Annotated in this window: 20 protein-coding genes; 12 read left to right on the forward strand and 8 right to left on the reverse strand. The window is 57.3% G+C overall.

The features are described 5' to 3' along the window. From G565_RS24345 to G565_RS0114970, 4 genes are all read right to left on the reverse strand, one after another. Positions 1-3609 (reverse strand): hypothetical protein (locus tag G565_RS24345; protein ID WP_037339559.1); only part of this gene is annotated, 3609 nt, incomplete at its 3' end. Positions 3610-3678: 69 nt separating this feature from the next. Continuing rightward, positions 3679-5082 (reverse strand): leucine-rich repeat domain-containing protein, encoded by a 1404-nt coding sequence (locus G565_RS26845; RefSeq protein WP_157600101.1) that lies wholly within the window; start codon positions 5080-5082, stop codon positions 3679-3681. Further along, positions 5079-5708 (reverse strand): hypothetical protein, encoded by a 630-nt coding sequence (locus G565_RS0114965; protein ID WP_028671626.1) that lies wholly within the window; start codon positions 5706-5708, stop codon positions 5079-5081. Before G565_RS0114965 ends, G565_RS26845 begins: the two co-directional genes overlap by 4 nt. A gap of 3 nt (positions 5709-5711) precedes the next feature. After that, entirely contained in the window at positions 5712-8078 is a 2367-nt protein-coding gene (locus tag G565_RS0114970; protein WP_169579661.1) for a contractile injection system protein, VgrG/Pvc8 family, read from the reverse strand. Positions 8079-8404: 326 nt separating this feature from the next. Between G565_RS0114970 and G565_RS0114975 the strand changes: the two genes are divergently transcribed. Further along, positions 8405-8968, forward strand: a complete 564-nt coding sequence (locus tag G565_RS0114975; RefSeq protein ID WP_084649414.1) for a YqhA family protein — start codon at positions 8405-8407, stop codon at positions 8966-8968. 320 nt (positions 8969-9288) lie between these two features. Here the strand turns inward: G565_RS0114975 and G565_RS0114980 are convergent, their stop codons facing one another. Both G565_RS0114980 and G565_RS0114985 read right to left on the reverse strand, forming a co-directional pair. Then, positions 9289-10416: a PilT/PilU family type 4a pilus ATPase gene (locus G565_RS0114980; RefSeq protein ID WP_028671629.1), complete on the reverse strand. Its 1128-nt coding sequence runs from the start codon at positions 10414-10416 to the stop codon at positions 9289-9291. A gap of 404 nt (positions 10417-10820) precedes the next feature. Beyond that, the gene (locus G565_RS0114985) at positions 10821-11855 is read right to left on the reverse strand and encodes a type IV pilus twitching motility protein PilT (RefSeq protein ID WP_028671630.1); all 1035 of its coding nucleotides are present in this window, start codon (positions 11853-11855) and stop codon (positions 10821-10823) included. A 324-nt stretch (positions 11856-12179) separates the two neighbouring features. On the opposite strand from G565_RS0114985, the gene G565_RS0114990 reads away from it, so the two are divergent. The 9 genes from G565_RS0114990 to waaA all read left to right on the forward strand — a co-directional run bounded on the left by G565_RS0114990 (position 12180) and on the right by waaA (position 20153). After that, positions 12180-12893 carry a YggS family pyridoxal phosphate-dependent enzyme gene (locus G565_RS0114990; RefSeq protein ID WP_051207985.1) on the forward strand — a complete coding sequence of 238 codons (714 nt, stop codon included), beginning with the start codon at positions 12180-12182 and terminating at the stop codon, positions 12891-12893. A 216-nt stretch (positions 12894-13109) separates the two neighbouring features. Next, positions 13110-13934 (forward strand): pyrroline-5-carboxylate reductase, encoded by an 825-nt coding sequence (proC, locus tag G565_RS0114995; RefSeq protein WP_028671632.1) that lies wholly within the window; start codon positions 13110-13112, stop codon positions 13932-13934. 262 nt (positions 13935-14196) lie between these two features. Continuing rightward, positions 14197-14799, forward strand: a complete 603-nt coding sequence (locus tag G565_RS24350) for a YggT family protein (protein WP_051207987.1) — start codon at positions 14197-14199, stop codon at positions 14797-14799. A 74-nt stretch (positions 14800-14873) separates the two neighbouring features. Further along, on the forward strand, positions 14874-16025 hold the full coding sequence (gene metX, locus G565_RS0115005; protein ID WP_028671633.1) for a homoserine O-succinyltransferase MetX: 1152 nt from the start codon (positions 14874-14876) through the stop codon (positions 16023-16025). Next, positions 16025-16615, forward strand: a complete 591-nt coding sequence (gene metW, locus G565_RS0115010) for a methionine biosynthesis protein MetW (RefSeq protein WP_028671634.1) — start codon at positions 16025-16027, stop codon at positions 16613-16615. Before metX ends, metW begins: the two co-directional genes overlap by 1 nt. Before the next feature lie 4 nt (positions 16616-16619). Continuing rightward, positions 16620-17069: a DUF4426 domain-containing protein gene (locus tag G565_RS0115015; RefSeq protein ID WP_028671635.1), complete on the forward strand. Its 450-nt coding sequence runs from the start codon at positions 16620-16622 to the stop codon at positions 17067-17069. Next, on the forward strand, positions 17066-17680 hold the full coding sequence (rdgB, locus tag G565_RS0115020) for an RdgB/HAM1 family non-canonical purine NTP pyrophosphatase (protein ID WP_028671636.1): 615 nt from the start codon (positions 17066-17068) through the stop codon (positions 17678-17680). The genes G565_RS0115015 and rdgB overlap by 4 nt, the downstream gene beginning before the upstream one ends. Further along, positions 17677-18834 carry a radical SAM family heme chaperone HemW gene (hemW, locus tag G565_RS0115025; RefSeq protein WP_028671637.1) on the forward strand — a complete coding sequence of 386 codons (1158 nt, stop codon included), beginning with the start codon at positions 17677-17679 and terminating at the stop codon, positions 18832-18834. The genes rdgB and hemW overlap by 4 nt, the downstream gene beginning before the upstream one ends. Then, complete coding sequence (waaA, locus tag G565_RS24355; protein ID WP_051207990.1) at positions 18834-20153, forward strand: lipid IV(A) 3-deoxy-D-manno-octulosonic acid transferase; 1320 nt, start codon at positions 18834-18836, stop codon at positions 20151-20153. Before hemW ends, waaA begins: the two co-directional genes overlap by 1 nt. Before the next feature lie 66 nt (positions 20154-20219). Here waaA and G565_RS0115035 read toward each other — a convergent pair whose 3' ends face one another. Beyond that, complete coding sequence (locus G565_RS0115035; protein WP_028671638.1) at positions 20220-20426, reverse strand: cold-shock protein; 207 nt, start codon at positions 20424-20426, stop codon at positions 20220-20222. A gap of 313 nt (positions 20427-20739) precedes the next feature. Continuing rightward, complete coding sequence (locus G565_RS0115040) at positions 20740-21330, reverse strand: SAM-dependent methyltransferase (RefSeq protein ID WP_028671639.1); 591 nt, start codon at positions 21328-21330, stop codon at positions 20740-20742. A 222-nt stretch (positions 21331-21552) separates the two neighbouring features. Here G565_RS0115040 and G565_RS0115045 point away from each other — a divergent pair, with 222 nt between their 5' ends. After that, the gene (locus G565_RS0115045; RefSeq protein WP_157600102.1) at positions 21553-23688 is read left to right on the forward strand and encodes a hypothetical protein; all 2136 of its coding nucleotides are present in this window, start codon (positions 21553-21555) and stop codon (positions 23686-23688) included. Between the two features lie 249 nt (positions 23689-23937). Next, on the forward strand, positions 23938-25515 hold the full coding sequence (locus G565_RS24360) for a hypothetical protein (RefSeq protein ID WP_051207993.1): 1578 nt from the start codon (positions 23938-23940) through the stop codon (positions 25513-25515). Positions 25516-25577 lie beyond the last annotated feature (62 nt).

The raw sequence follows: 25577 nt of genomic DNA on the forward strand, positions 1-25577 counted from the left end.
CAATGGGGCGAGACCGTTTTCAATCGCATCCAGCAAGGTTTGCTGATACTTATCTTTGATCGTTATCACGGTGTCGACCATGTGTTGCGTGGCGCCGTGGTCCTGTGAGGTATATTCGATGAAGTGATCGTTACCCATCAGGTATTTCCAGTGGTCTTCGAACACTTCGAAGGTCGAACCCATCCAGTAGCTGCGGCCCCAGTAGGCCCAATACAAGTTCCAACCTTCAACGGCCAGAGTGAGTACGATGCCGCCCACGCACAAGGCTGTGCCGACCACGGGGATGGCGTTGGCGAACATCAATCCGGTCAGCGTTGCGCCAAGACCTATTGCCGTTAAGGCGTTGGACACCGCTTCGCGTTCGTCGCGTTGCTCCACACTGTTCAGGGTATCCAATAGACTGGTGCCGAAAGCCAGCGCTGTTGTGCCAATGCTTAACCGGTGAGCCCAGGCAGACCCTGCCCTGGCCAACCAACCCCCCAGACGCCGCCCCTGGTTAGCCCCCAGTAACAGGCGGCTGCCGATGCGGGTCGCGTCATCGAGTTGCCGGGCCAGAAGTCGATCCATTCGGGCGCTTCCGTCAAATCGCCGGAACCAGAATTGGGCGAGTTTGGGCATCGACAAGGCGACAACGGCTGAGTTCCCATAGCCCTCTGCATCGCGTGCCAATTGGTAGAAGACAGAGCGATAAGCAGCGTCAGTGGGGTCCTCCTTCTGGCGTTCATTTTCATCCATCAGCCCCATGAACTGCAATAAGCTGACGGCGGGCTCCCACAGTACATAACCGGTTTTAAGGTAGGCTTCCAACCGGGCCAGCCGCGCGCTGCCCCAGGCATCACCATACACCCAGTTCGCCAGGGTTGGTGCCGACAACAGATTGCGCATGCGCTGAGGGTCGTTGGCGGCCAGGGTTCGGTAGATGTAGCGACCAATGCGGTTGTAGGAACGCGACTGGACGGTGTGCGTTGTAATCAACATATGCAAGCTGTGCAAGCGCACCGCCAGGTGAACCTGCACGTGGATGTTGTCCTGGTATCGGGTTTTGACCAACTGACCGCAGAGGTTCAGGACAGCCTCCATCAAGGCCGGTGCACCGGCGCCTCTGAGGAAGGTGGTTTTAAAGCTTTCTTTTGAGAAATCGAGTAAGTCCATCAATGGTCTGGATAACTCTTTGATCTCAATTTGTGCCCTACCAATCGATGAATCATGATTTAAAGAGATGTCTAGTACTTCTGAAAGGTAAAATGAATCGCCTTTCTCCTCTTCGGTAACTCTCTGTATTTCATCCCTCGACTTTCCTACTTCTTCAGATTCCAACCAAGACTGAACTAAAGGCAATAAATATCCATTCAAAAGGTCATGATCTAAGCGGGCATCGGGTATCGAATGCACGGCCAGATAGCCTAGTAAACCGGCATAGGCTTCATAAACTAACGGAGTATAAGGCGTTGCCAAAGTATCCAGAGTGCTTTGCGGTGGTTGCCACTCTGCTTCGGGAATTGCACCTGTGAATGCTTTACCAATATTATAAGGCGAATCATAGTGTTCAGAGGCTTCATCCAGATACCCGGCAAACTCATCCTGCACGCCACTGTCCAACTCCTGCTGCCGGTCGCGCCAGTGGTTGATCCGATCGACCGCCTTTTGATCGTTCAGCATATTGAAGCCGTGCTCGATCGCGCGGCGATAGGCGTCGCTGGCTGCCTTGCAGGTCTGCTGGGTTTCATACAACGCTTTGTGAGCCCCGCCTTCCGACTTCAACGCCTCGGCGGGTGTTGGCGGGGTGTAGATGCTGTTGTGAATGGCAACTTGTAAGGTTTGCAGCTCGCCAATCAGTGAACGCTTTTGATCCTGGTTATCGTCAGAGCGTTCCTCGAAAGGAGCATGCAGGCTGTGCCCAACCCACTGTTGCAAGCCGTCCAGCAAGCCTATGTCCCGTTGTTTGTGTACGCTTACCCGGTACAGATCTTCAGCCCGGGCCTTGATGCCTTCCCAGGCCTGCGTCAGTTCATGGGTATGCTGGCGGATGGTGCGCGGTGGTTTCAGGCTCAGGGTATCTGCCTGTATGCTTTCTTTGATGCAAACCGGGTGGTCCTCGCCTTGCACTTCCTGCTTCGCCAGGGTATTCAGCGCCTGGACAGACATCGAGCCATAGCCCAGGGGCAGCATCATAAAACCATAGGTGTAGCCCTCAATCAGTTCGAAGAAGCCGGTTACTTTGAGGGCATCCAACTTGGCGGTTTTAATCGGTTCATCCACCCCCGGGATCATGCCCAGGCCTGAGAGGTCCCACTTATGGAGCGTGTCGGCAGTCAGCGTTGTGTCGGACGATACGTTTTTAACGGCTTGCGTCATTTGTGCCAGGTGGTCCACTTCCGCGTAGCTGGTCCAGGTTTGAGTCAGTGGGTCTGCCGACGGTGGTGTTTCCGGCGGTTGCGCCCGGCTGCGCTCAAGCAGCAGCACATTGCTGGTTTTTGGGCACACCTGAAGCTGAACGTCGTGTTCCCTTTTTTGCAGGAACGTTGGTTTCAGGGGTGTGGGGTAACCTTCGTCGTCCAGGTAAAGCATGCCGACGGTGTAGAGATGGCTGAGCTGGTCGTCCAGCCTCATGTTGCCCAGTTCATCGGGCTCGGAAGGGTTGTAACGCCAGCATAAGACTTGGGTGTTGCGGTATGGCTGGTCTGTATCAGGGTTGATAAAGCGCGGCCGGATGGCTTTGGGCCGCAGCCCCTGTACGTTGATGCTGCCTGTGTCTTCTTCGGCCAAGCGCCCGGTGGCGAGGGTGGGGTTGCGGTAGACCCGGTCACGATAATCCAGTTGGCTCAGGTAGTCGGCGGTGTTGTCGAGCGCTTCAGCATTGGCGTTCATTTGCACCCACAGCACATTACCCGCATTTTGACAGAAACGACTCTCGATCAGTTGAGCCAGGCCTTCGTTGGCGGCTGCACCGCCCTGCTGTTCGAGTCGCTGTCGCTCCCAATCCACCCAGCGGTCGATCAGGTCGTCGTGCTCATACAACGGCAATACATTCGGCAGAGCAGTGCCGCTGGGCTGTGCCTGAGTCAGATAGTCGTCCAGATGAGTGTTGATGTGGTCGATGTAAGTCTGGACGGAACCGTAATGCTCGCCGTGGGGCTGAATAAAGAAATGTCGCAGCACATGATCGTGCCACCAGAAGAAGGGGTTGTTGTCATCCAGGGTGGTTCGGTGGCGGGTCAAGGGTTCCATGTCCATCAACTTGGACAGCAGGCGCTGCCGAATACCCCACCAGCGGCCCGATGATCGCTGGCGCTCGCGCTGCGAATCGCCCAACCCGGTTTGTTCCATCATTCTCGCCAGGGTGGCTTTGTTGAAAGGGGTGTCGTGCGCGTGGCGAATAAACCTCAGGTCAGCTTCATCCGCTGCTTGCGGGTCTTCCGGTTGCCAGGAAAACTCAGACCCGATTTTGGTCAGTTCGCGTTCAATCCATGACAGATCCCTGAGGCAGCGATCGATGCGCTGGTGCAATGCCATCAGCCGGTCCGGATCATCGGCGGGCGTCTGGTCAATCTCGCGGTACAATCCCAGCAGTTCCGCGATTAAATGGTGGCGATAGGTCAACATGTCCATAACGGGCATCCTTGTGCGTTAACAGTTGGCTTGGTCATTTAAACTGGATCTAAATAAGGGGATTACCCTTTATCGCCAGGCGGGTCGACTGCAGGGTTTTTCGCCAGTGCAGTGGTAATAGCCATCGAGTTGAACGGTCTCGAGCATGGTGCGAATGTGATCGGGCAAGTTTGGCGACTGCAGGGCCTCCACAGTGGGCAACATCAGATAGCCAATGTGCTCAATGAACGGGATCTGGTTAAAGTCCTGAATATCGGTTTCATACAGGTTAAGCGAATTCAGGGTTTGCAGGGTTTTTAAAGGCTCGGCCGTGGTAATGTGGGTACCGCCCAAATCGAGTGATTGAAGGTGTTCAAGACCGGCCAGAACCGGCAATACGTCATCATCAACGGCGGTGCCCGCAAGCCCCAAATGCTCCAGTTCAGTCAGCTCACTCAGCAAGTGCCACTGGGTAAAGTTACTGCCAGCCAGTTGAAGGTGCTTCAGGTTTTTGGCCCGGGCGATGAAGCTGTAGTCATCCAATTGAGCTGCGGGCAGGTCCAAATATTGCAGATTCTCTGGAAGCACCAATTGCGACAGGTCGTTATCGGTTACCCGAAGCATCAGCAATTGGACCAGATCCCTGGGTAGCTGGACCCGAGACAAATCAGAAGGGAAGTTAACCTCTTCCAAAAAAATGCTTTTAAGACTGGGGAGTGATTCACCATCTATCTGAATCTGTTCTATATCGCTCCCGATGAGGTTCAAGGTTCCGAGGGTGGGAAGTTGAGAAACGATAAGACTTTCTACATCGCTGTGAGTCACAAATAAGGTTTTGAGTTCAGTGGAACACTCTGACGTGTTGAACTCCCCCCTCAAACCAGAGCTGACGTAGCGAATGAATTGCATTTCTGGATAACGGCATATTGAACTCGGACTGACGATGGCAGATGCATGGATATGGAATGCTCTTAAGGGCAAATTGGAATTAAACCAGCCAATATCGAAAGGATGTTCAACGGTACTTGTTATTTCCAGTATTGAGAGCTGACTAAACTGATTAATGCGTTCTACGTCTTCCCTGGTTACCTCTCTAAAATTTTCATAGTAAATCATCCCATCTTGAGTCCAAGTTGGACTTATCGGCCCTGGTGCAGCTTCATGTTCAATCGTCCACTCCACTGAGCTGATTCTATCTCTGAGCTTAACCACTAAACCTGGACGGAACCATGACTCTAACCCTTCTTCAATATAAATGGGTTTATAGTCTTCCATAATCGTTGATTTTTGATATACATAGTCTTTTGACGCCCTGCTGTAATAACTTGTGCTATTCAACAACTCTACGTCCCCAGGGTCAGCAAATGCCTCTATTCCTTCCACCGTCAAGGGCAACTCAGGCAAGGGCTTGGGCTCATCCGCCTGGCAAGCCATACCCCCGACACTGCAGAACACGATCAACGCCGCCTGCTTAACCAATTTAGGGATTGTCATAAGTCAGCTTTGCCTTTCAAAAGAGTTTCAAATGCGCCCGGCTCTTGCCCGGCGTCCTGCGCGGCTGCTTGCACCAGCGCCTCGCTTTGCTCTGCGGTTACTGAAGCCGCTTTGGGTGTAACTGCCTGACCCGTCAGGGAACACAAGCGCTGAATTTTCCCTGCGGGCGACTCATAGGGCAACAGGGTACCAAGGGTAATCGGTTGAAAGGTAACGGCGTTATTGTATTCGTAGGCGAGCAAGCCGGCGTGACAGTTAAGCGGGAGTTGAAAGCGGATAACCCCATTACCATCTGTCTCGCCGATCAGGGGACTGGGTCCATCGGGCCAGACGAAACGCACTTCCTGGTTGGCCAGGGGTTCCTGGTTTTCCTGGTAGAGAGTCACGGCGAGCCGGAACCGGGGCTTTCGAACCGACAATTCGGTATGTTCGTTCAGCGCCAGGGGGCGACCACGCCGTTGTTCCGGCAGCGTCAGAACGTCGCCCGGCGCCAGGCAGCCAGACCGGTGTCGGGGTTCCAGCAGTGCCTGGTTTTCGGGGTGCTGCATCAGGGTGTCGACAGACACACCGGCTGCGGCGGCGATGGAAATCACGCATTCGTCGTATCGGACGGTTCTTGTGGACATCGTTCACTCCTTGAAACTGTGGTACAGCACTTCGGCCGTGGCGCCTTTGAGGCCTTCTTTTTGCAAACGCAGGTAGCCCTGCTCGTCGGCTCGCGCCAGAATTTCAGTACCATCTTCCCGTGTGACCACTACGTCGGCGTATGGTATCGGTTGGTTAGCCTCGTCAGTGACAGCCAGGCTGACCCATTCCCGGGCATTCTCGTCATGGGTCCGGGTGTCACGTTCGTAAGCATGGGGCGAGCCTTCAACAGTTGGTATACCGTCGAGTTCGAGCGATTCAGTACGCGGAATCTCGGGGGTGTTGATGGCGGGGCCTTCCTCCGGCTCATTCCCGGCCCCAATCTCATACTGCACATCGCCGTTGAAGGTAACGCCTCGCGTCCCATTCAATGTGACCTTCTTGCCGAACAGCTTAATGTTGCCTTTCGGGTCGATCTTGACGCCGCCGTCACCCTGTTTCAGCAAAATATCGCCATTGCCGTTGCCCTGAATGTGGATATTGCCATTCACTTGATGGATGGCGGCACCGGATTGAACTTGCAGTTGCAGGTCGCCGTTGGTGACGGTGGTGTTCTGGCCTTTCATGGCTTTGATGGTGAGGCTCTTTTGCTGAACCCAGAGACTGAAGTCTGCGCCCGAGCTTTGAACAAAGTTGGCTTGCGCGATGTGGGTTTGTTGCGTAGCGGCCTGGTGGTAAATGGCACCTTCTTCGGTTTGGGTGAAGCTGTCGTTTTTGACCGATTGGGTGCGATCGGCGCCGATGCGTTCTTCGAGCTGAGCGTCGGCCTTGATGTTGATCGTCAGGGCCGCGTAGAGGTTAATGCTGCCGTATATGGCCATCAAGTGGATGTAGGGTTCGGCTTCCCGGGCGTTCAGTTCCAGGCGCACTTGCCGGTCGAAGGTGTGCAGGGCAATTCGGGTGGCTTTGTGGGTGTCGTCGAAGGTGAGTTCGTTCTGGCCGGGGGTGACGATGCGGCTTTGGGCGGCGTTATCGGCGGTTACTGGCCCGAGTTGCTGCTGACCCGGCACGAAGCCGACGATCATCGGGCGCGAGGGGTCGTCGTCCAGAAAGGTAACCAGGGCCCGGCTTTGGTCGAGCAAGGGGAAGTGCCAGCCGGTGGGGTCGGTGGCGTCTTCCTGCGGGCTGGCATAGGGCACCAGTCGGCTGGTCGGCGGGCTGGCCAGGCTTGTGCCCCGGGTGCTGCGATCGAAATCGGCCCGGAAGTAGTAGTGGCCATCGGCCCCGAGCTCGGCATGATCGTACCGGCTTTCAATGCGAACCGGGAACAGGTGCGGTAAGGCCGCTGGCTCTGCCAGTCGCGGGCGTGGTGGTGTCGCCTGGGGGATGACGGCGGCGGTGTTGCGGTATTGAACGCCTGCTGTGGCGTTCGATTCGGCCGTGTGGGTTACTTCCACCATGCGGTACTCGCCGGTCGGGCAGTCGTTGGGCAGTTGCCGGGCATCCAGGGCGACGGTGTGGCCGGCGCTTAACAGGGGTTGGTGGCTGTGCAGGGTCAGGAAGTACCGTTGCTGGTCAAAGAACTGCTGTTCGAACAGGGCGCGTTGCTCGGCTTCGGGGCGCGGGCGCGGTGAGGTGAAGGTTTGGTAGGAGGTGTTCTCCCGGCTGACCGACCCTGGCACGGTGCCACTGACATAGCGGCTGGTGCTGTGTGGATGTTCCGACCAGCGTTGATAGACGGCGGTAATGCGGTTGAGTTGCTGGTCGGGTGCCAGGCCCGATACCGCCTGCCCCCATTCTATGTGCGGTAAATAGGGGCTGCTCAGGGCGTCGTTGCGAATCACCAGCAGTTCGTGGTTTTGGTCCGCCGAGCGGTCTTCAAACCAGTAGTTGGCCCCCACTTCGGCCAGCAGGCGCTGGAAGCAGCCCAGGGTGGTTTCGTCCTGAACCTGTAAATAAGGGCCGTCGAAGGCGGGCACCGGGTCCAGGGCAAGGTCGACTTCGATCCGTTCGTAGCCCATTTCCCACAGCAGTTGCCACAGCACCTGGTCCCGGGTCATGCCCATGAACAAGCGAGCCTGGCTTTGCTGGCGACCACGGTCGAGTTTACTGCTCAGCGTCAGGTCCAACTGGTAGGCATCGCCTTGCCAGGATTCATTGGCGCCGTGCAGGTTCAGGTGAAAGTGACGCGGTGTGATCAGCCCAGGCCCGGTGATTGTGACGCTCACCGGCTGATCGAGCAGGTTACCCAGGCTATCGGGCAAGTCGTAACGGTCGACTACGTTCAGGCACACAGACAGTCGGGTTGGGTGATTCAGCCGTTCAATGCCGTTCAGGCTCCGGGCCGGTAGCACTTGCCCGGCCATACTGACGCTGACTTCAGTGCGCAACGGGCTTGATTGGGTTTTCATAAATCGCACATCCTTGAGTACATGCTGCAATGGTTTGCCCATCGGGTGTAACCTGCCACGCCTATTGTCGATAGACGAATCCCTGGCAGGCTGAATAAACATTACATAGAAAAGGTGCTACCACCGGAGAGGAAGTAGTAAGTGCAATAAGTCTACGGGACTGAAAGGATGCGTGTTGTGATCGAGTTGGAAAAATGAATTCCTGACGGTCAATCCTGGCCACCTATTTGAGGCGCGAGGCCTCAGCCGTTTTCCCGGATTAAAACGGATGCTACAGTATTCACGCCGCGAAACCTGCCTTTCGCCTATAGCCAACGGAGTAAGTAATGAGCAACCCTTCACCACCGGAATCATCCACGCCAGCCCGACCAACCCCCTCGGCACTGGAAAGCGGGTTCGAGCGCTTTCTGTGGAGCAGTCGTTTCCTGGTGATGCTGGCGGTGGTACCGGCGCTGCTGGGTGCTCTGGTGTTGTTTATGATCGGCACTCTGGATATCTTTTCCGTTCTGGCGACGGCGGTAAATTACTATCTCATGGGCGGTGACGTTGATATTCACGATACCGTAGTGACCGACATTATTATCGCTGTAGACATCTACCTGATCGCGATCGTTCTGATGATCTTCGGTCTCGGTGTCTATCGTTTGTTCGTCTCTCCGATTGAACAGTCCGAAGAGCACGGTCCAAGCCATCCGTTCAATGTGCATTCGTTTGACCAACTGAAAGACAAGATTGCCCGGGTAGTCATTCTCGCTGTGATCATTGAATTTTTCCGCGCCGTGGTAGACATTCACTTCGCGACACCGCTGGATGCCATCTATCTTGCGCTTTCCGCACTGGCTTTGGCTGCCGCACTGTATTTAATGAGTCTGGCGCATAGAAAGGAATAGCAATTGCGGAGAGAACCCGTCAGTAACTCAGTTTAAAAGTTTGTAATTACAGTATTGGCATTGATCAGGACTCAAGTGCTGCCTGGAATCAACCGGCCCTTTCTCCCGCCCCGCGGGAGAGTGCTGGGAAAAAGGTTCACTTCCGGTTTTTTGCGCTTTCCATTCGACATCACAGCACCAACGGCTGCGCCGCCCCCTCTCTCTAACTCTCTCCCCCGGTGGTGGAGAGAGCACTGGGACGTGCAACGCCGTGAGCGCTTGGCTCTGGCCTTACTCAACCAAAAAACACCCCCCAACCAGTGGAGAGAGGCAATTTGAGGTCAGTAGTCGTCCGTGCCCTGAATCGACAACTTGGCTGCCTGACCGGTCAGGTGGCCCGGATCGGTTTCCTGATCGAGCTTGATCATCAGGCGCAGGTCGTTGGCGGAGTCGGCATAGCCAAGGGCGTCTTCATAGGTAATTTCACCGCGTGAATAGGCTTTAAACAGGGCCTGATCGAAGGTTTGCATGCCCTGCTCGGTGGATTTGGCCATCAGGTCTTTGAGCAGGTGAACCTCACCTTTGCGAATGTGGTCTGATACCAGCGGGGTATTGATCAGTACTTCGATGATCGCTTTACGGCCATTACCATCGGGAGTGGGGATCAGCTGCTGGGCGACGATGCCTTTCAGGTTCAGCGACAGATCCATCCACAACTGACGCTGCCGGTCTGACGGGAAGAAGTGCATGATGCGGTCGAGCGCCTGGTTGGCGTTGTTGGCGTGCAGTGTTGCCAGGCAGAGGTGACCGGTTTCGGCGAAGGCCATGGCGTAATCCATGGTTTCCTTGGTGCGCACCTCGCCGATCATGATCACATCGGGCGCTTGTCGCAGGGTGTTTTTCAGCGCTACTTCAAAGCTGTCGGTATCGAGCCCCACTTCGCGCTGGGTCACGATGCTGCCTTCATGCTGGTGAATAAATTCGATCGGGTCTTCAATGGAGATGATGTGCCCGCGCGAGTTACGGTTACGGTGGCCGATCATCGCAGCCAGGCTGGTCGATTTACCGGTACCGGTGGCGCCCACGAAAAAGACCAGGCCGCGCTTGGTCATCGCCAGCTTCTTGATGACGTCGGGCAAGCCCAGGTCTTCAATGCGCGGAATCTGCGTTTCAATGCGCCGCAATACCATGCCGGCCAGGTTGCGCTGGTGGAAGGCGCTGACCCGGAAACGGCCAATGCCCCGCGCCGAAATCGCGAAGTTGCATTCCTGGGTATCGGCAAACTCAATGCGCTGTTTGTCGCTCATCACCGACATCACCAGCTCGCGCGTTTTCTCGGGACTGAGCGGGTTTTTGGTCACATGAACCACCTGCCCATTCACCTTCATGCTGGGCGGTACGCCCGCGGTAATGAACATGTCAGAAGCGCCTTTTTCGACCATCAGACGCAATAAACGATCAAATTCCATACTCAATCCTGTTGTGGCTTAGCACCGTGCCCGAATTGCATCGGTGGTTATGGTCCGCGACGGTTACCGGTGATGCTTCAGCGGGGTCGGCGTGAATCCGTCCATGGAGCCTAGACCACAGCATCCATGCTGTGGACTCCCCCGCTAAAGCATCACCGGCACCCGTCGCTGGTCTTCTTAAACTTGTCGGCATTTTTCTTAAAACTCATGTTTCGGAGTTAGTTACATACCAAGTGTCTGGTGCCGGGTGTACCTATCCGGGGAAGTCCGTAGTATGGATCGGTCCGACGCATCGGCTACGGTCTAGTCCCCACGGAGGGGTTAAGTGGGCGGCACCCCGTCCGGCCCCGGAAAGGCATACCCGGTGTCTGGCACGGGCTCCTGGCAATACAACGAAACTTGACTTAAAAATTATCCGGCTGTTTCGCTTTCTCGCGCGCAATTTCACGGCTGATCAGCCCGCGCTGCATCATGTTTTGCAGGCACTGATCCAGCGTCTGCATGCCCAGTTGCGCACCGGTCTGGATGGCGGAATACATCTGCGCCACCTTGTCTTCACGAATCAGGTTCCGGATCGCCGGGGTGCCGATCATGATCTCATGCGCCGCGACCCGGCCGCCCCCGTTCTTTTTAAGGAGGGTCTGGGAGATCACCGCTTGCAGCGACTCCGACAGCATGGAGCGCACCATGGATTTCTCTTCGGCCGGGAAAACGTCGACAACCCGGTCAATGGTCTTGGCGGCTGAGGTGGTGTGCAGGGTACCAAACACCAGGTGGCCGGTTTCGGCGGCGGTCAGCGCCAGACGAATGGTTTCGAGGTCGCGCAGCTCGCCGACCAGAATGATGTCCGGGTCTTCCCGCAGGGCCGAGCGCAGGGCTTCCGAGAAGCCATGGGTATCGCGGTGGACCTCGCGCTGATTCACCAGGCATTTCTTGGATTCGTGTACGAATTCGATCGGGTCTTCAATGGTCAGAATGTGTTCGTACTTGGTTTCGTTGATGTAGTTGATCATCGCCGCCAGGGTGGTCGATTTGCCCGAACCGGTTGGCCCGGTGACCAGGCAGATGCCCCTGGGTACCATGGCGATGTCTTTGAACACCTGGCCCATGCCCAGATCGTCCATGGTCAGTACCTTGGACGGAATGGTCCGGAATACCGCGCCGGAGCCCCGGTTCTGGGTAAAGGCATTGACCCGGAAACGGGCGACGCCCGGTACTTCGAAGGAGAAGTCGGTCTCGAGGAATTCTTCGAAGTCCTTGCGCTGCTTGTCGTTCATGATGTCGTAGATCAGCGAATGGACTTCTTTGTGCGACAGGGCGGGGAGGTTAATGCGACGAATATCGCCATCGACCCGGATCATCGGTGGCAAGCCCGACGACAGGTGCAAATCGGATGCGTTCTGCTTGGCGCTGAACGCGAGCAATTCTGTAATGTCCATGAGACTCCTCACTGCCAGTCTGTCATAGCGGCCGGGTTGGCACACCGGTCGCACACTTTATATCGGGTCCGAGCTGTCTTCGGGGCAGTCTGTGCTGCCACGTCAACCGGCTCAGGCACGCTTGCCATGCCATAAGATACATTATTCAGACGGTGCCAAAATAGGTATGCTGTCGGCTTTTGAGACTCAGCCTTCAAAACGACGCTGTCGAGCTCGACATTCGTCCGCCAGGCTGGTCTGCAATCAGTGTAACCGAACGTCGGTTTTTTGCGAGCACAGACGCAGCCAGGCGCTCGCTAAAACCCGACTCACCGCGAGGACACCATGACAGCCGCCAACGAAACCCCCTTCAGCGACCGCCTGGCCGATGTGAAAGCCCGCATAGCCGCCGCTTGTGCTCGCAGTGGTCGTTCAGTTGAAGCGGTTACCCTGGTCGCTGTCAGCAAAACCTGGCCGCTGGCCGACCTGCAGTCAGCGGTTGCCGCCGGTGTGACCGACCTGGGCGAAAACTACGTTCAGGAAGCGGTCGATAAGGTCAACCAATGGCAGGGCCCAGCCCCGGTCTGGCATTTTATCGGCCCGCTACAAAGCAACAAGACTCGACCGATCGCCGAGCTGTTCGACTGGGTGCACAGTGTCGATCGGCTGAAAATCGCCCGGCGCCTGAGTGAACAGCGCCCTTCAGACAAGGGGCCGCTATCGGTATGCATTCAGGTCAACATCAGCAACGACCCGGCCAAGGCGGGCGTGGCACCGGCCGAGGTCGAGGGTTTGCTGGCCGACATGGCGGGTCTGGATAACCTGACCGTAGCCGGTTTGATGGCAATACCAGCGCTGGATCTCGATGACACCACCTTACGCCAGCAATACAGCGAATTGAAAACACTGCGCGACACCCTTATTACCACTTATCCGGACTGCAAAGCGCTGTCGATGGGCATGAGCGGTGATTTTGAACTGGCCATTGAATGTGGGGCAACTCATGTGCGGGTTGGTAGTGCTCTGTTTGGACAAAGGACGAGTCAACCAAAAGACTGACCAGGCCGACATATTGAGGCGCCCTGGTATGCAACACTCGAGGTATAGAGTTACCAGCGAATTAAGTGACAGGTGCCGGGTTGGTCTATCCAGGGGAGTCCGCAACATGGACGTTGCGGCCTAGACCCCAGGGATGGGTTTACGTCGACCCTGGATAGGCCAACCCGGTACATGGCACGGACTATAGGCAACGCAACCTACGACAAGGAGACACCCATGCAACAGCAGCCCATCATCGGATTCATTGGGGCCGGCAATATGGCTGGCGCCATCATCGACGGCATGCTGGCCAGCGGTTACCCGGCCGATCGTATCTGGGTGTGTGACCGCAACGCGCCCAAGCGCGATGCCTTCGCCGCCAAAGGTCTGCAGGCCACCGATGACAACAATGCGCTGATCGAAACCTGCGAAGCGGTCGTGCTGGCCGTGAAACCCCAGGTGTTGAAGCAGGTACTGGAACCTCTGCGCGATGCCTTCCAGGCGAGCAAACCGCTGGTGGTCAGTGTGGCCGCCAGTGTGACGGCAGAAGCCATCGATCGCTGGCTCGGCGGCGGCTTTGCGGTCATTCGCACCATGCCCAACACCCCCTCGCTGGTGATGACCGGTGCGACCGGCCTGTTTGCCAACGACGCCGTCGACGCCAGTGAACGGGAAGCCGTTGAGGCCATTTTCAGCGCCATCGGTGTCGCTGTCTGGGTAGAAGACGAAGAGGCGCTGCACAGCGTTACCGCCACCAGCGGCAGCGCCCCGGCCTACTTCTTCCGCTTCATGGAAGCCATGCAGAAAGCTGCCGAAGAGGCCGGGCTGGATGCAGCGACAGCGCAGCAACTGATCGTACAAACCGCCATGGGCGCTGCGCGCATGGTTGAGCAAACCGGTGAAACACCGGCACAATTACGCCAGAAGGTCTGTTCACCCAAGGGCACCACCGAACAAGCTATTTTCAGCTTCGAACGCGACAACATCGACGACGTCGTGGCCAGGGCGATGCAGGCCTGTATGGACCGGTCGAGGGTGTTGTCTAAAGAATTGGCAGGATAATTGAAGCACTAACACTCAAACTTTGGATGTCGCACATAGCGAGAGATGGCTGCCGGTTATGCCTCTGCGGGGAAGTCCGCAGCAGGGATGCTGCGGTCTAGGCTCCATGGACGGATTTACGCCGACCCCGCAGAGGCATAACCGGTCGCCGTCGCGGATGATTGCCGCGGATACAGAGTTTGCAGGATGTTTTAAAAGCACAACAGGCATCACCCTCTCGCACAGGGTATGATTAACACAGACTCATCACAGGAGTGTCCGAATGCTCGGCCCGCTGATCGTACTTATTCTGAAAACGGCGTTTGGTATTTTACTGATCGCCCTCGTTGCCCGCTTTCTGGCACAGATCGCCCGGGCGGATGTCCGCAACCCGCTGGCGATGACCGTGTTGCAAATTACCGACCCGGTGTTGAAGCCCATGCGCCGTATCATCCCCGGCATCGGCGGGCTGGATATCGCCTCACTGGTGTGCATCTGGATCGGTCAGTTTATCCTCGGCGCCCTGATCATTCTCGCCATGGGCGTGAATCCGTTGGCTTTGGGCGGCCAGTTGGTCGTTTGGTCGCTGCTCGGTGTGGCCGGCATTCTGCTGACCGTACTGCAGTGGAGCATGATTATCGTTGCCATTGGTAGCTGGATTTCCATGGGTCAGCAGAACCCGCTGCTCGGCTTTCTGAGTCAGTTGGTTGAACCTTTCGTAGGCCCGTTCCGTCGGTTGAACCTGAACATTGGCATGCTTGACCTGTCGTACATCATCGCCTTTCTGGTGCTGATCATCCTGCGCGATTTTATTCTGGGGGGCATGATCATGCCCCAGACCGGCTATTCCACCATTGGTGGTATTAGCCCGATTCTGGGGTTGTGAGTCAGGGTTTAACACACCACATTGCTGAACCAATACCGGCCGGCACACCCGGCCGGTCTCCCGGGATACCATAGATGCCAACAGAAATACCCGCCGACAGCGTAGGGCTGATACAGCCGCAGTCGGCCTTTTTTGAGGAAGCGTTGCCGTTGCGTTGCGGGCGCAGCCTGTCGGACTACACCCTGGTGTACGAGACCTACGGCACACTGAACGCCGATGCCTCCAACGCGATTCTGATCTGCCATGCTCTGAGCGGACACCACCATGCGGCCGGCTTCAACAGCGTTGAAGATCGTAAACCCGGTTGGTGGGATGCCTGTATCGGGCCCGGCAAAGCCATAGATACGAATCACTACTTTGTCGTCAGCCTGAATAACCTCGGCGGCTGCCATGGCTCGACCGGCCCAATGAGTCAGGACCCGGACACCGGCCGCCCCTACGGGCCGGATTTTCCGATCATTGCGGTTCGCGACTGGGTGAAAAGCCAGGCCCGCCTGGCAGACCGTCTGGGCATCGATTGCTGGCATGCTGTGGTGGGCGGAAGCCTGGGTGGCATGCAGGCGTTGCGCTGGTCCATTGATTACCCGGACCGCCTGAAAGGTTGCGCCGTCATCGCTTCAGCGCCAAAACTGAGCGCCCAGAACATCGCCTTTAACGAAGTCGCACGCCAGGCGATCGTCAGCGACCCGGACTTTCATCAGGGCCGGTATTTCGACCACGACACCCGCCCCAAGCGCGGCCTGATGCTGGCGCGCATGCTCGGCCACATTACCTACCTGTCAGACAGCAGCATGCGCGAGAAATTCGGCCGTGACCTGCGCACCGGCAAATTGAATTTCAATTTCGATGCCGATTTCGAGGTCGAATCCTACCTGCGTTACCAGGGTGAGAACTTCTCGGATCAGTTCGACGCCAACACCTACCTGCTGATGACCAAAGCACTCGACTACTTCGACCCCGCGGGCGACCACGACGGAGACCTCGCGCGCTGCCTGAGCCAGGCTCATTGCCGCTTTCTGGTGGCCTCGTTCAGTACCGACTGGCGCTTCGCACCCGAACGCAGCCAGGAGCTGGTGCGCGCCCTCACCCGGGCCCGTCGCCAGGTCAGCTACCTGGAAATCGACGCCCCTCAGGGGCATGATGCCTTCCTGTTCCCGATACCTGAATACGTCGCGCTGATCGAAGGCTTTCTCGGTTCGCTGGCCACTGCTGAAGGAGCCGCCTGATGCGACCGGACCTGGACTACATAGAACACTGGATCACCAATGGCAGCCATGTACTCGATCTCGGTTGCGGCGACGGCAGCCTGCTGGCCCTATTGCACCAGCGCAAGCAGGTAACCGGCTACGGCATGGAGATCGATACCCAAAACATACTGGCCTGCGTACGCCAGGGTGTAGACGTCATTCACCAGGATTTGAACGAAGGGCTCGACGACATCGACGACCAGAGTTTCGATACCGTGATCATGACCCAGTCGTTGCAGCAGACCCACAAACCGGACCGCATCGTCGAAGAGATGCTGCGCATCGGCAAGCAGGCCATTGTCACCTTCCCCAACTTCGGACACTGGACAGTGCGCTCCTACCTGGCCCTGCACGGACGCATGCCGGTTTCGGAAAACCTGCCGTACACCTGGTACGACACTCCCAACATTCACTTTTTCACCTTTCGCGACTTCGAGGTGTTATGTCGGGAACGAAACATTAAAATACTGGAACGCACGGTGGTGGATCGCAACCACCAGGCCAACTGGAAAATCAATTTGATGCCCAACCTGATGGGCGAAATCGCGCTCTACCATATAACACGGTGACCCCATGAAGCTCCGATTCACAACGGCCATAATACTGGGCCTGATGCTGCTATTCAGCACAGCCCAGGCGGACCAGAAAGTCGTGTTTAACGGCTACGAACTGCACTACATTGCCTTCAACAGCACGATGCTGACACCCGAAATTGCCGCCCAATACGGCCTGGTGCGCTCAGGGCAACGCGCCCTGCTGAACCTGTCGGTGCTGGAGCAACGACGCAACGACGTCGCGGTACCGGTTGCCAATGCCGAGGTTTCAGTGCGAGTGCGCAACCTGCTGGGACAAAGCAATCGCCTGGAAATGCGCGTCATTGAAGAACAGAATGCCCGCTACTTTATCGGCACTGTGTCCTTCGATGACCGCGAAATGCTCTGGTTCGACATCGTGGTCAGCATTCCCGGTGAACGCGACTTCGAATACAGCTTCAGCCAGGAATTCTGGGAGGAGGAAGGATGAGCCAGTGGGTACTCGCATCCGGCAACGCCGGCAAACTGGCGGAATTCAGCCGACTGCTCGAACCGCTGTCGATAGACGTTCGCCCTCAAGGCGAGTTTGGCGTCAGCGATGCCGATGAAACCGGCCTCAGCTTCATCGAAAACGCCATTCTGAAAGCACGCCATGCCGCTGCCGCAACCGGCTTGCCGGCCCTGGCCGACGATTCCGGGTTGGTCGTCGATGCACTGAACGGTGAACCGGGTATTTACAGCGCCCGGTTCTCGGCCCGTGCCGGAGGTGCGTCTGGCGACAGCGCCAACATTGATCACCTGCTCTCCCGGCTCGATGGAATACCCGCAGCAGAGCGCAGCTCGCATTATTACTGTCTGCTGGCCTTTGTCCGCCATGCAAATGACCCGACACCCCTGATCGCGGAAGGCCGCTGGGATGGCCGTATCCTGACCGAACGTGTCGGCACGGGTGGTTTTGGCTACGACCCGGTGTTTTACCTGCAAGAGCAGGATTGCACCGCCGCTCAGATGGAGTCGAGCCTCAAGAACCGCCTGTCTCATCGTGGCAAGGCCATGGCCACATTCATGCCACAATTGCAGGCCATGCTGGGCCAAGAATGATAGAACAACCCGATAGCCTGCCCACTCTGTCTGCTTATGTGCACGTGCCCTGGTGCGTGCGCAAATGCCCCTACTGCGATTTTAACTCTCACGCTCTCGACCCGGACAAGATTCCCGAAACCGCTTACCTGAAACGCCTGTTTGAAGACCTGGAACAGGATGCCCCGCTGGCACAAGGCAGACCGTTACGCAGCGTCTTCTTCGGAGGTGGGACTCCCAGCTTGCTGTCGCCGGGGGCCATTGGGCAGATTCTGGAGCAACTAGAGCGCAAGGTCGGGTTCACTGCCGACTGTGAAATTACCCTCGAAGCCAACCCCGGCACTGTTGATGAAGCCCATTTCAGAGGGTTTCGTGATGCCGGTGTTAACCGGCTTTCCATTGGCATCCAGAGCTTCAACGACGCTCACCTGCAACGCCTGGGGCGCATTCACAACAGCGATCAGGCGCTGCGCGCTGGAGACAAAGCGCGAGCCGCCGGTTTCGACAATTTCAACCTCGACCTGATGCATGGCCTGCCCGATCAGACAGAGACCGAAGCGATGGCAGACCTTAACCAGGCCATCGAACTCGGGCCAAGTCACCTAAGCTGGTATCAACTGACCATCGAACCGAACACCGAATTTTACCGCAAACCACCCGCGCTGCCCGCCGATGATACGCTCTGGGCGATCCAGGAGGCCGGTCAGGCACGCCTGTCCGCAGCGGGCTTCGCCCAGTACGAGGTGTCGGCCTATGCCCAACCCGGCCAACGCTGCCAGCACAACCTCAACTACTGGGGGTACGGTGACTACCTGGGCATAGGCCCCGGGGCGCACGGCAAGGTAACCCGAACCGACCCGTTCGACATCGTCCGCACCCGCAAAACCCGTTTGCCAAAAGACTACCTCGACACCAACCGTTTACTGATTCGTCACGAAGAAAAGGTTGCCATTGAAGACCGTCCGTTTGATTATTTCATCAACACTCTGCGGTTGGTCGAAGGCTGCCCGGCCGGTGACTTCAGCCGGGCCACAGGGCTTGCCTGGTCGAGCATTGAGCCCACATTGTTGCAACTGCGCGACCAGGGCATGCTGGAATGGGAGCGCGGATCGTTGCGCACAACCGACCGGGGTTTCCTATACTTGAATGACCTGCTGACGCACTGGCTACCCTAATGCGACTGTTATTTACTGCGCTGCTCTATTGCCTCACACCCGCTCTGCTGGTGCGGCTGTGGCTGCGAGGCCGAACGCTTCCCGGGTACCGCCAGCGCTGGAGCGAACGTTTCGGGCACTGGCCGGCCATGCCTGAAGGTGCGCTCTGGCTGCACAGCGTCAGTGTCGGAGAAACCATAGCGGCGCGGCCCTTTGTCGAGCGCTGGCTGTCCCGTCATCCGGACATTCCGGTCATCATCACCACCATGACACCCACTGGCAGCGAAACGGTGCAGGCGTTGTTTGGTGATAAAGTTCACCACGCTTACCTGCCGTGGGATTTCCCCCACGTCTACCGCCGCCTGATCCCCCGGCTAAAACCCAGAGCCCTGGTGATCATGGAAACCGAGCTCTGGCCCAACCTGATCGGCGCCTGCGACCGGCACAAAGTACCGGTGTTTCTGGTCAATGGCCGTTTGTCTGAGCGCTCGGCGCGAGGCTATCACCGGCTCCGGGCACTGACCCGACCCATGCTGCAGCAACTGACCGGCATTGCCGCCCAGCACTGGCCCGACGCCGAACGTTTTCAGGCACTGGGCGTGCCCCCGAAAAACATCGAGGTCACCGGGTCGATCAAGTTTGATCTGAGCATTTCCAACACATTAACCGGCGATATTGCCGCCTTCTCACGCGGCATCAGGGATCGTCCGGTCTGGGTCGCGGCCAGCACCCACGATGGAGAAGAAGCAGACCTGCTGGAAGTGCACCGGCGCATCACGACGGTACTGCCCAATGCGCTTATGATATTGGTACCACGCCACCCGGACCGTTTTGAAACGGTTGCCAGCATTGTCGACACCTCTGGCCTGCCCTACAGTCGGCGCAGTCAACGCAGCCAGCCGCGCGACCAGGATAAGGTCTACCTCGCCGACTCTCTGGGTGAACTGATGGTTTTCTTCGGAGCGGCCCAGGTTGCCGTCATGGGAAATACGTTTAACGGCGGCGGCGGCCACAACCCCATCGAACCGGCGGCGCTGGGCAAGCCGGTTTTGGTTGGACCCAGCTACACCAACTTCCAGTCGATCATCAGCGCCATGCAAAAAGACCAGGGCATCATCGTCACCGACTCGCTCGAAGCCCTGGAAAAACGCTTGCTGGGCTTGCTGAAATCCCGGGATCTGCGCGACACCTTTGGTCAGCGCGCCTATGTATTCTACCAGCACCAGCAAGGCGCCCTGCAGCGGATGGAACTCTGGCTCGACCGTCACCTGAATCTTATTGACCCGGGGGCAGATCCGTCCCGAAGTGCTTCGCCACCGACTATCAGTTCGAATCGCTGACAGTCAGAAAACCAGTTGCCACAAAAAAGGCCGCTTAGCGGCCTTTTGTTGATCGGTAATGGCAGATCAGATCAATTCAACATCGGAGGCTTGCGGGCCTTTCTGGCCATCAGTGATGGTGAATTGCACTTCCTGGCCTTCTGCCAGAGTACGGAATCCATCGCCTTTAATAGCGCTGAAATGCACAAAGACGTCTTTACCGCCTTCCACTTCAATAAAGCCAAAACCCTTGGTTTCGTTAAACCACTTTACCTTGCCGGTTTGTGTCGCCATGTCAGTCTCCTGCTTCGGTTGCGATTGTCATTCAGCCTGCATCGAGCCGGTCATCCCCGGCCGACGCCGCCGGGTAAAGATAATTACGTCTACTTACGCGCAACCTGCTCAGGAAGGACGAGCCTGCCCTGATTTTCAGTACACCATTTCCAGCGCCCAAAGGGTCTTGCTTATAAGTATTGCGAACATCTTTAACCCCCTTACCTTAGCCCAGAATAGATGCATGTAAAGGTCTTTTTAAGCCGAATTTTCCAGATTTTTCCGGACGATAACAGGTTCTTTACGATGTTGAAGAAACCGGCAAAACAATGGCCTACACCTTGAGACAAACCGCCTGAACCACCGCACCGAGCCCGGTGTGACCCTGACCTTCGAGTATGGGCCGGTCCATTTCCTGAAGCTGTTCAAAGTGCAACGGTGCCAGTTCCTCCTGCAGCTGATCGGCCGTCATCATCCACTCGGCTCGCGGTGGCCCGCCGGTTTTGAACAGCAATTGCTCTGGCCGGTAGGCTTCCAGCACAAACAAACCGCCGGGTTTGAGTGAGTTGAAGACTTTCTGGTGCAGGGCCTGCCGCACCTCCGGGGGCAGATGACAAAAAATGGAGACAATACCATCCCACTGGTCCTGCCCCAGATCGAACTCGGCCAAGTCGGCCAGGCGCGTCTCGATAGAGACTCCCCGCGCCCTGGCCAGTCGGTTGGCTTTGGCCAGACCTACCGCTGACCCGTCCACCGCCACAACGTTCAACCCCTGTTCGGCGAGGTAAACGGCATTGCGACCTTCGCCTTCGGCCAGACAAAGCACTCTGGCATCCCGGGCGAATAGCTCCGCCTGAGCTTTCAGGTAATCGTTCGGTTCGGTTCCATAGACATAGTCGTCTCCGGCGTATCGTTCATCCCACATTTTGCGGCCTCTTTCACATTCCTGATGGCAATGGGGGCTTCGGTGTGCGGTTCAAGGGCGTAAACGCAGACAGCCGGGAAAGCACCCTGCTACAATCGCCGATTGAACACGCCTGGGCAGTTGCCTCGTTTGGAGTCTGTCGGACTCCGGGGTCATTGAACGGGCTGACGGGTGCCCTGTTGGGCAGAGCACCCTGTATTTTACTTACCGATGGAGCCTTACATGAAAGGAATAATAACGCGCGTATTGCTGACCCTGGCGGTTGTGACAGCCAGCGTAAGCAGTGCCTACGCCTTCAATCTGTTTGGTCTGTTTTCCTCAGACCAGGCCGACAATTCGATGGAAACCTTGCTCAGCCAAACACCGGCCGACACCCTCTTTTTTATTGGCGGGCACAATACCACTGAAGGCCGGGAGATTATGGATTCCTGGTCCATGGCTAACCAGTCGGATATCAACGAATTGCAAATACTGATGTCTGACCTGGGCAGTGACGACAGCCCAGTCCTGGCGCTGGCCGAGGCGTTGCTGGCGGACTATACCGCTGTAGCTCCCGGTGGGTATAGCGCGTTAATGGCCCATTATGGCGTGCCTGAAGAAGGCGCTGGAGTCTTCTATATGCATGGCGCCATGCCCGTTGCCCGGTTTGCGCTGGAAGATGCCGAGGCGTTCAACGCCGTCCTGAATCAGGCCATTCTTGAGTCCGGTGCTGCTCCGGTGCTAAAGCAAGTTGAGGGTGTTGAAGTACGCACCTGGCGACTGACGCCTGAAGGCGACGCCGAAAGCGTTGACCTCGCTATCGCTGTTGACCAGGGCTTTGCCACCATCACCGCCTTTAATCACACCGATACCAGTGACCTTCAAGCCGAACGACTGGGCCTGACGGATGTGGCCGATTCTCTGGCAGACCAGGGCGACTGGGACGCGCTGGGCGACCAATACGACTACGACGAAACCTTTCGTGGGTATTTCGACTTTGACGGCCTGGCTGCAACGCTGCTCACCGGTACCCAGAGCCGCCTGCGGCGCGACCTGGAAGCCCTGATGCCGGACGAAATTGAACGGATGGACACCCAAATGGCCGACAGCCAGTGCGGGCCAGAAGGTTATGCTCTGGCTCGTCAGGTGCCCCGTCTTGCGTTTGGCAGCGAGAACATCTCCTCAACATCACAGAGCCTCTCACAACAAGTCGGTATGGTACTGGAACTGACTAACACCGACCTGACCAGTCAGCTCAAACGCCTGCCTGGCAGCCTACCTGCCTACGCCACCGATGGCAGCGATAAACTGCTGGCACTGGCCCTGGGCGTTGATGTAAACGCCCTGGCACCGGTCGCAACCGCTCTGTGGTCACAACTGCCGCAAACCGATTACAAGTGCCCGGCACTGCGTGACATGACCGCCGACATGCGCCAGAACAACCCGGCCATGTTGGGTATGGCTACTGCCATGGCACAAGGTGTTAAAGGTGTCGGCGCTGCGATTTATGGGATAGAAGCCGACGACAGCAGCCCACTTGGGCTGGTTGGCTCTGTACTGGTTAGCATGAGCGCCGACAACCCGAGCGTACTGGCCGGACTGATCAGCTCCAGCGTGCCTGGCATGGCCGGCATCACCATCCCCCAAGACGGCTCAGCCGTGCAGGTACCCGTGCCCATGGTACCGCAACCGGTATTTGCCGCCATCAAGGGCAAGCACCTGGTGGTTTACACAGGCGAGGCCGCCAAAGCACCCGCGGATGCCATGGCAAACGAGCCGCTTAATACACGCGGCAGCACCGCCATAGCCTTTAATTACGAGCGTTTTGGCGAGGCCGCTCTGGTGGCCCTGGAATCACCCATGGTAGCCAGCAATGCCCAGGGCATGGCCATGGCCACCGGCAGCTGCGTGGATGCCTACGCGGGCATTCTGCAGGCGGCTTCTCTGCCGCTGCAAGGCAGCTACCGGGACACCTTCACCGACCGCGGCTGGGAAGCCAAATTCGATGTCACCCTGGGCCAGATGAACACAGACTTCAGCGTACCGACCGGTACCTTCCAGTCTGAGACTCTGGACGTGGATTGCACCTGGTACGATTCCGGCGTTGAGATCATCAACGCGGACGGAACCGGCCAATTCTCCGAAACCGATGAAACGGGCCAGTGCACCCTGTATCAGGCCGACTACACCTGGACTCAGAACGGCAACGTCATGGAGCAAACCACCACCGGGCTGCGCTCGCGGAACAGTTGCGATGCAGACTGGGAAGAGCAACCGGAAGAGACGTTTAACTGTTCGCTGCTGGGCAGCCACAATGGCTACCTCTATTGCCAATATGGTACGGGTATGGATGCTTACCTGATGCGCTACTTCCAGTAAAAGCGGTTCGTTGACTGATAAAAACCCGGCACCAGATGCCGGGTTTTTTTGGCCAGCCACTTTACCCACACCTTCTGTGGACAACCCTGTGCACAGACGCGGGAAAACCGACGCCAGCCTCAGCCGACTGCGCTTTATTAAAATGCGTTAAAAAACAATCAGTTAGCTTACCCAGCAAGTCACAAGAACGTCACATTTGCCCCTTATCCTCCCCACAATTCCTCCATTGGTTGTACGGGAGCACGCCCCATGACTCTACTCACTTCCCCCGCCCCAGCTGCTACAAAGAGCAACCTGGTCGGTCTACTGTGGACGCTCAGTGAACGACTTGCCGCTGCACCTGAGCAAACAGAGGCCGACTTCGAACGTTTGTTGAGCGAACCGGAATACCGCAACGACATACTTCGCAAAGCCCGTTCGACAGACGACCCGGGCATTCAAAACCTGGCTCACCGGCTGGCGCGCACCGATATGCCCGACTCCCTGACCGAAGACGCGCGTCAGCAAGGGCTTTTGCCCAAAGCTTTCAAACCGGTACTGACCCGGCCCTGGCGACAACTGCTGCTATTGCTGCTGACCATCGCTCTGGTGTTTGCGGGCGCACACAGCCAGTGGGAACGCCTGCTCGAAACCCTGACCGGTACGGTCATCGTTAACACCGACATCGACACCGACACCCGCTGGTTCGCGGACCGAACGTACCGACTGGACACCGACATTTTTGTTCACAACAACGCGGTGTTGCGAATTGAACCCGGCACCGTCATCAAGGGAAGACCCGGCTCTTCACTGGTCATTGCCCGGGGTAGCCAACTGCTGGCCGAAGGCACCCGCACAGCGCCCATCGTGTTCACCAGCGCGCAACCCATCGGTCAACGCGACCGGGGTGACTGGGGTGGGGTGGTATTGCTTGGCGACGACCGAACCAACGAAGCCTTTGCCCGCGTTGAAGGCGTCGATGGTCGCGATATTCGCGGCCACTTCGGAGGGCAGGCCCACAACAGCAGTTGCGGAACCTTACGCTATGTACGCATTGAATACGCCGGCTACGAAGCCTTTGTCGACAATGAACTGAACGGATTGACTGTCGCCGGTTGCGGCCCTCAGACCACTCTCGACTACCTGCACATTCATAAAGCGCTGGATGATGGCATCGAGTTTTTCGGTGGCTCGGCCAACGTAAGTCACTTGCTGGTAACGGGAGCCAGAGATGACAGTCTCGACTGGGATCTGGGCTGGAATGGCAAAGTACAGTTTCTGATTGCCCAGCAATACCCGAATTCAGGCGACCGCGCCTTCGAGGGCGACAACTCTCCCGAACGAGACAATGCGCGGCCGCGCTCCCAACCGCTGATCAGCAACATAACTCTTATTGGCACTGACCCCAGGCACACTGCCATGGTCTTGCGCAGCGGGACTGCGGGTCAGTTCAGTCGCGTTCTGTTGTCCGGCTATGGCAATAACCCCATCGATGTACGCGGTCCACTGACCTCCGGTCTGGTGCAACAGGAAGCCCTGCAGTTCCACCATTTGATCATCGATGGAGATGCGGGCTGGAGTGCGGAAAACGGCGACCAGAACAACGACGCCGGCTTTGCCGAGCCCGACTATTTTGCATCGGTGAGCCAGTTCACCCGGGGCCTGTTAAGCACCCGGGCCAACAATCTACGGGCACCTGATTTCAGGCCAAGTCAGGCAACCGGGAGCTGGACAGACTGGCCAGACACCGACCCGTTCTGGGATCAAACCGCAACCTACGCCGGCGCCGTTGACCCAGCCACTACCGACCCTTGGTACCTGGGGTGGACTGACTTCAGTGAACACTGAGCACAGCCACGGCTGAGCCTGAGTGAGACGGCACACGTCCGCCGGGAGAACCTGCCCTGGCG

It is taken from the genome of Saccharospirillum impatiens DSM 12546, assembly GCF_000423605.1.
Taxonomy (GTDB): Bacteria; Pseudomonadota; Gammaproteobacteria; order Pseudomonadales; family Natronospirillaceae; genus Saccharospirillum; species Saccharospirillum impatiens.

Bases quoted from the DNA above. Each gene is read 5' to 3' on its own strand.
- rdgB (WP_028671636.1), top strand. From the start codon at position 17,066: ATGAGCCAGTGGGTACTCGCATCCGGCAACGCCGGCAAACTGGCGGAA.
- G565_RS24360 (WP_051207993.1), top strand. From the start codon at position 23,938: ATGACTCTACTCACTTCCCCCGCCCCAGCTGCTACAAAGAGCAACCTG.
- G565_RS0114965 (WP_028671626.1), bottom strand. From the start codon at position 5,708: ATGTCCACAAGAACCGTCCGATACGACGAATGCGTGATTTCCATCGCC.
- waaA (WP_051207990.1), top strand. From the start codon at position 18,834: ATGCGACTGTTATTTACTGCGCTGCTCTATTGCCTCACACCCGCTCTG.
- G565_RS0115040 (WP_028671639.1), bottom strand. From the start codon at position 21,330: ATGTGGGATGAACGATACGCCGGAGACGACTATGTCTATGGAACCGAA.
- G565_RS0114970 (WP_169579661.1), bottom strand. From the start codon at position 8,078: ATGAAAACCCAATCAAGCCCGTTGCGCACTGAAGTCAGCGTCAGTATG.
- G565_RS0114980 (WP_028671629.1), bottom strand. From the start codon at position 10,416: ATGGAATTTGATCGTTTATTGCGTCTGATGGTCGAAAAAGGCGCTTCT.
- G565_RS0114975 (WP_084649414.1), top strand. From the start codon at position 8,405: ATGAGCAACCCTTCACCACCGGAATCATCCACGCCAGCCCGACCAACC.
- hemW (WP_028671637.1), top strand. From the start codon at position 17,677: ATGATAGAACAACCCGATAGCCTGCCCACTCTGTCTGCTTATGTGCAC.
- metW (WP_028671634.1), top strand. From the start codon at position 16,025: ATGCGACCGGACCTGGACTACATAGAACACTGGATCACCAATGGCAGC.
- G565_RS0114990 (WP_051207985.1), top strand. From the start codon at position 12,180: ATGACAGCCGCCAACGAAACCCCCTTCAGCGACCGCCTGGCCGATGTG.
- G565_RS0114985 (WP_028671630.1), bottom strand. From the start codon at position 11,855: ATGGACATTACAGAATTGCTCGCGTTCAGCGCCAAGCAGAACGCATCC.
- G565_RS0115015 (WP_028671635.1), top strand. From the start codon at position 16,620: ATGAAGCTCCGATTCACAACGGCCATAATACTGGGCCTGATGCTGCTA.
- G565_RS0115045 (WP_157600102.1), top strand. From the start codon at position 21,553: ATGAAAGGAATAATAACGCGCGTATTGCTGACCCTGGCGGTTGTGACA.
- metX (WP_028671633.1), top strand. From the start codon at position 14,874: ATGCCAACAGAAATACCCGCCGACAGCGTAGGGCTGATACAGCCGCAG.
- G565_RS24350 (WP_051207987.1), top strand. From the start codon at position 14,197: ATGCTCGGCCCGCTGATCGTACTTATTCTGAAAACGGCGTTTGGTATT.
- G565_RS0115035 (WP_028671638.1), bottom strand. From the start codon at position 20,426: ATGGCGACACAAACCGGCAAGGTAAAGTGGTTTAACGAAACCAAGGGT.
- proC (WP_028671632.1), top strand. From the start codon at position 13,110: ATGCAACAGCAGCCCATCATCGGATTCATTGGGGCCGGCAATATGGCT.
- G565_RS26845 (WP_157600101.1), bottom strand. From the start codon at position 5,082: ATGACAATCCCTAAATTGGTTAAGCAGGCGGCGTTGATCGTGTTCTGC.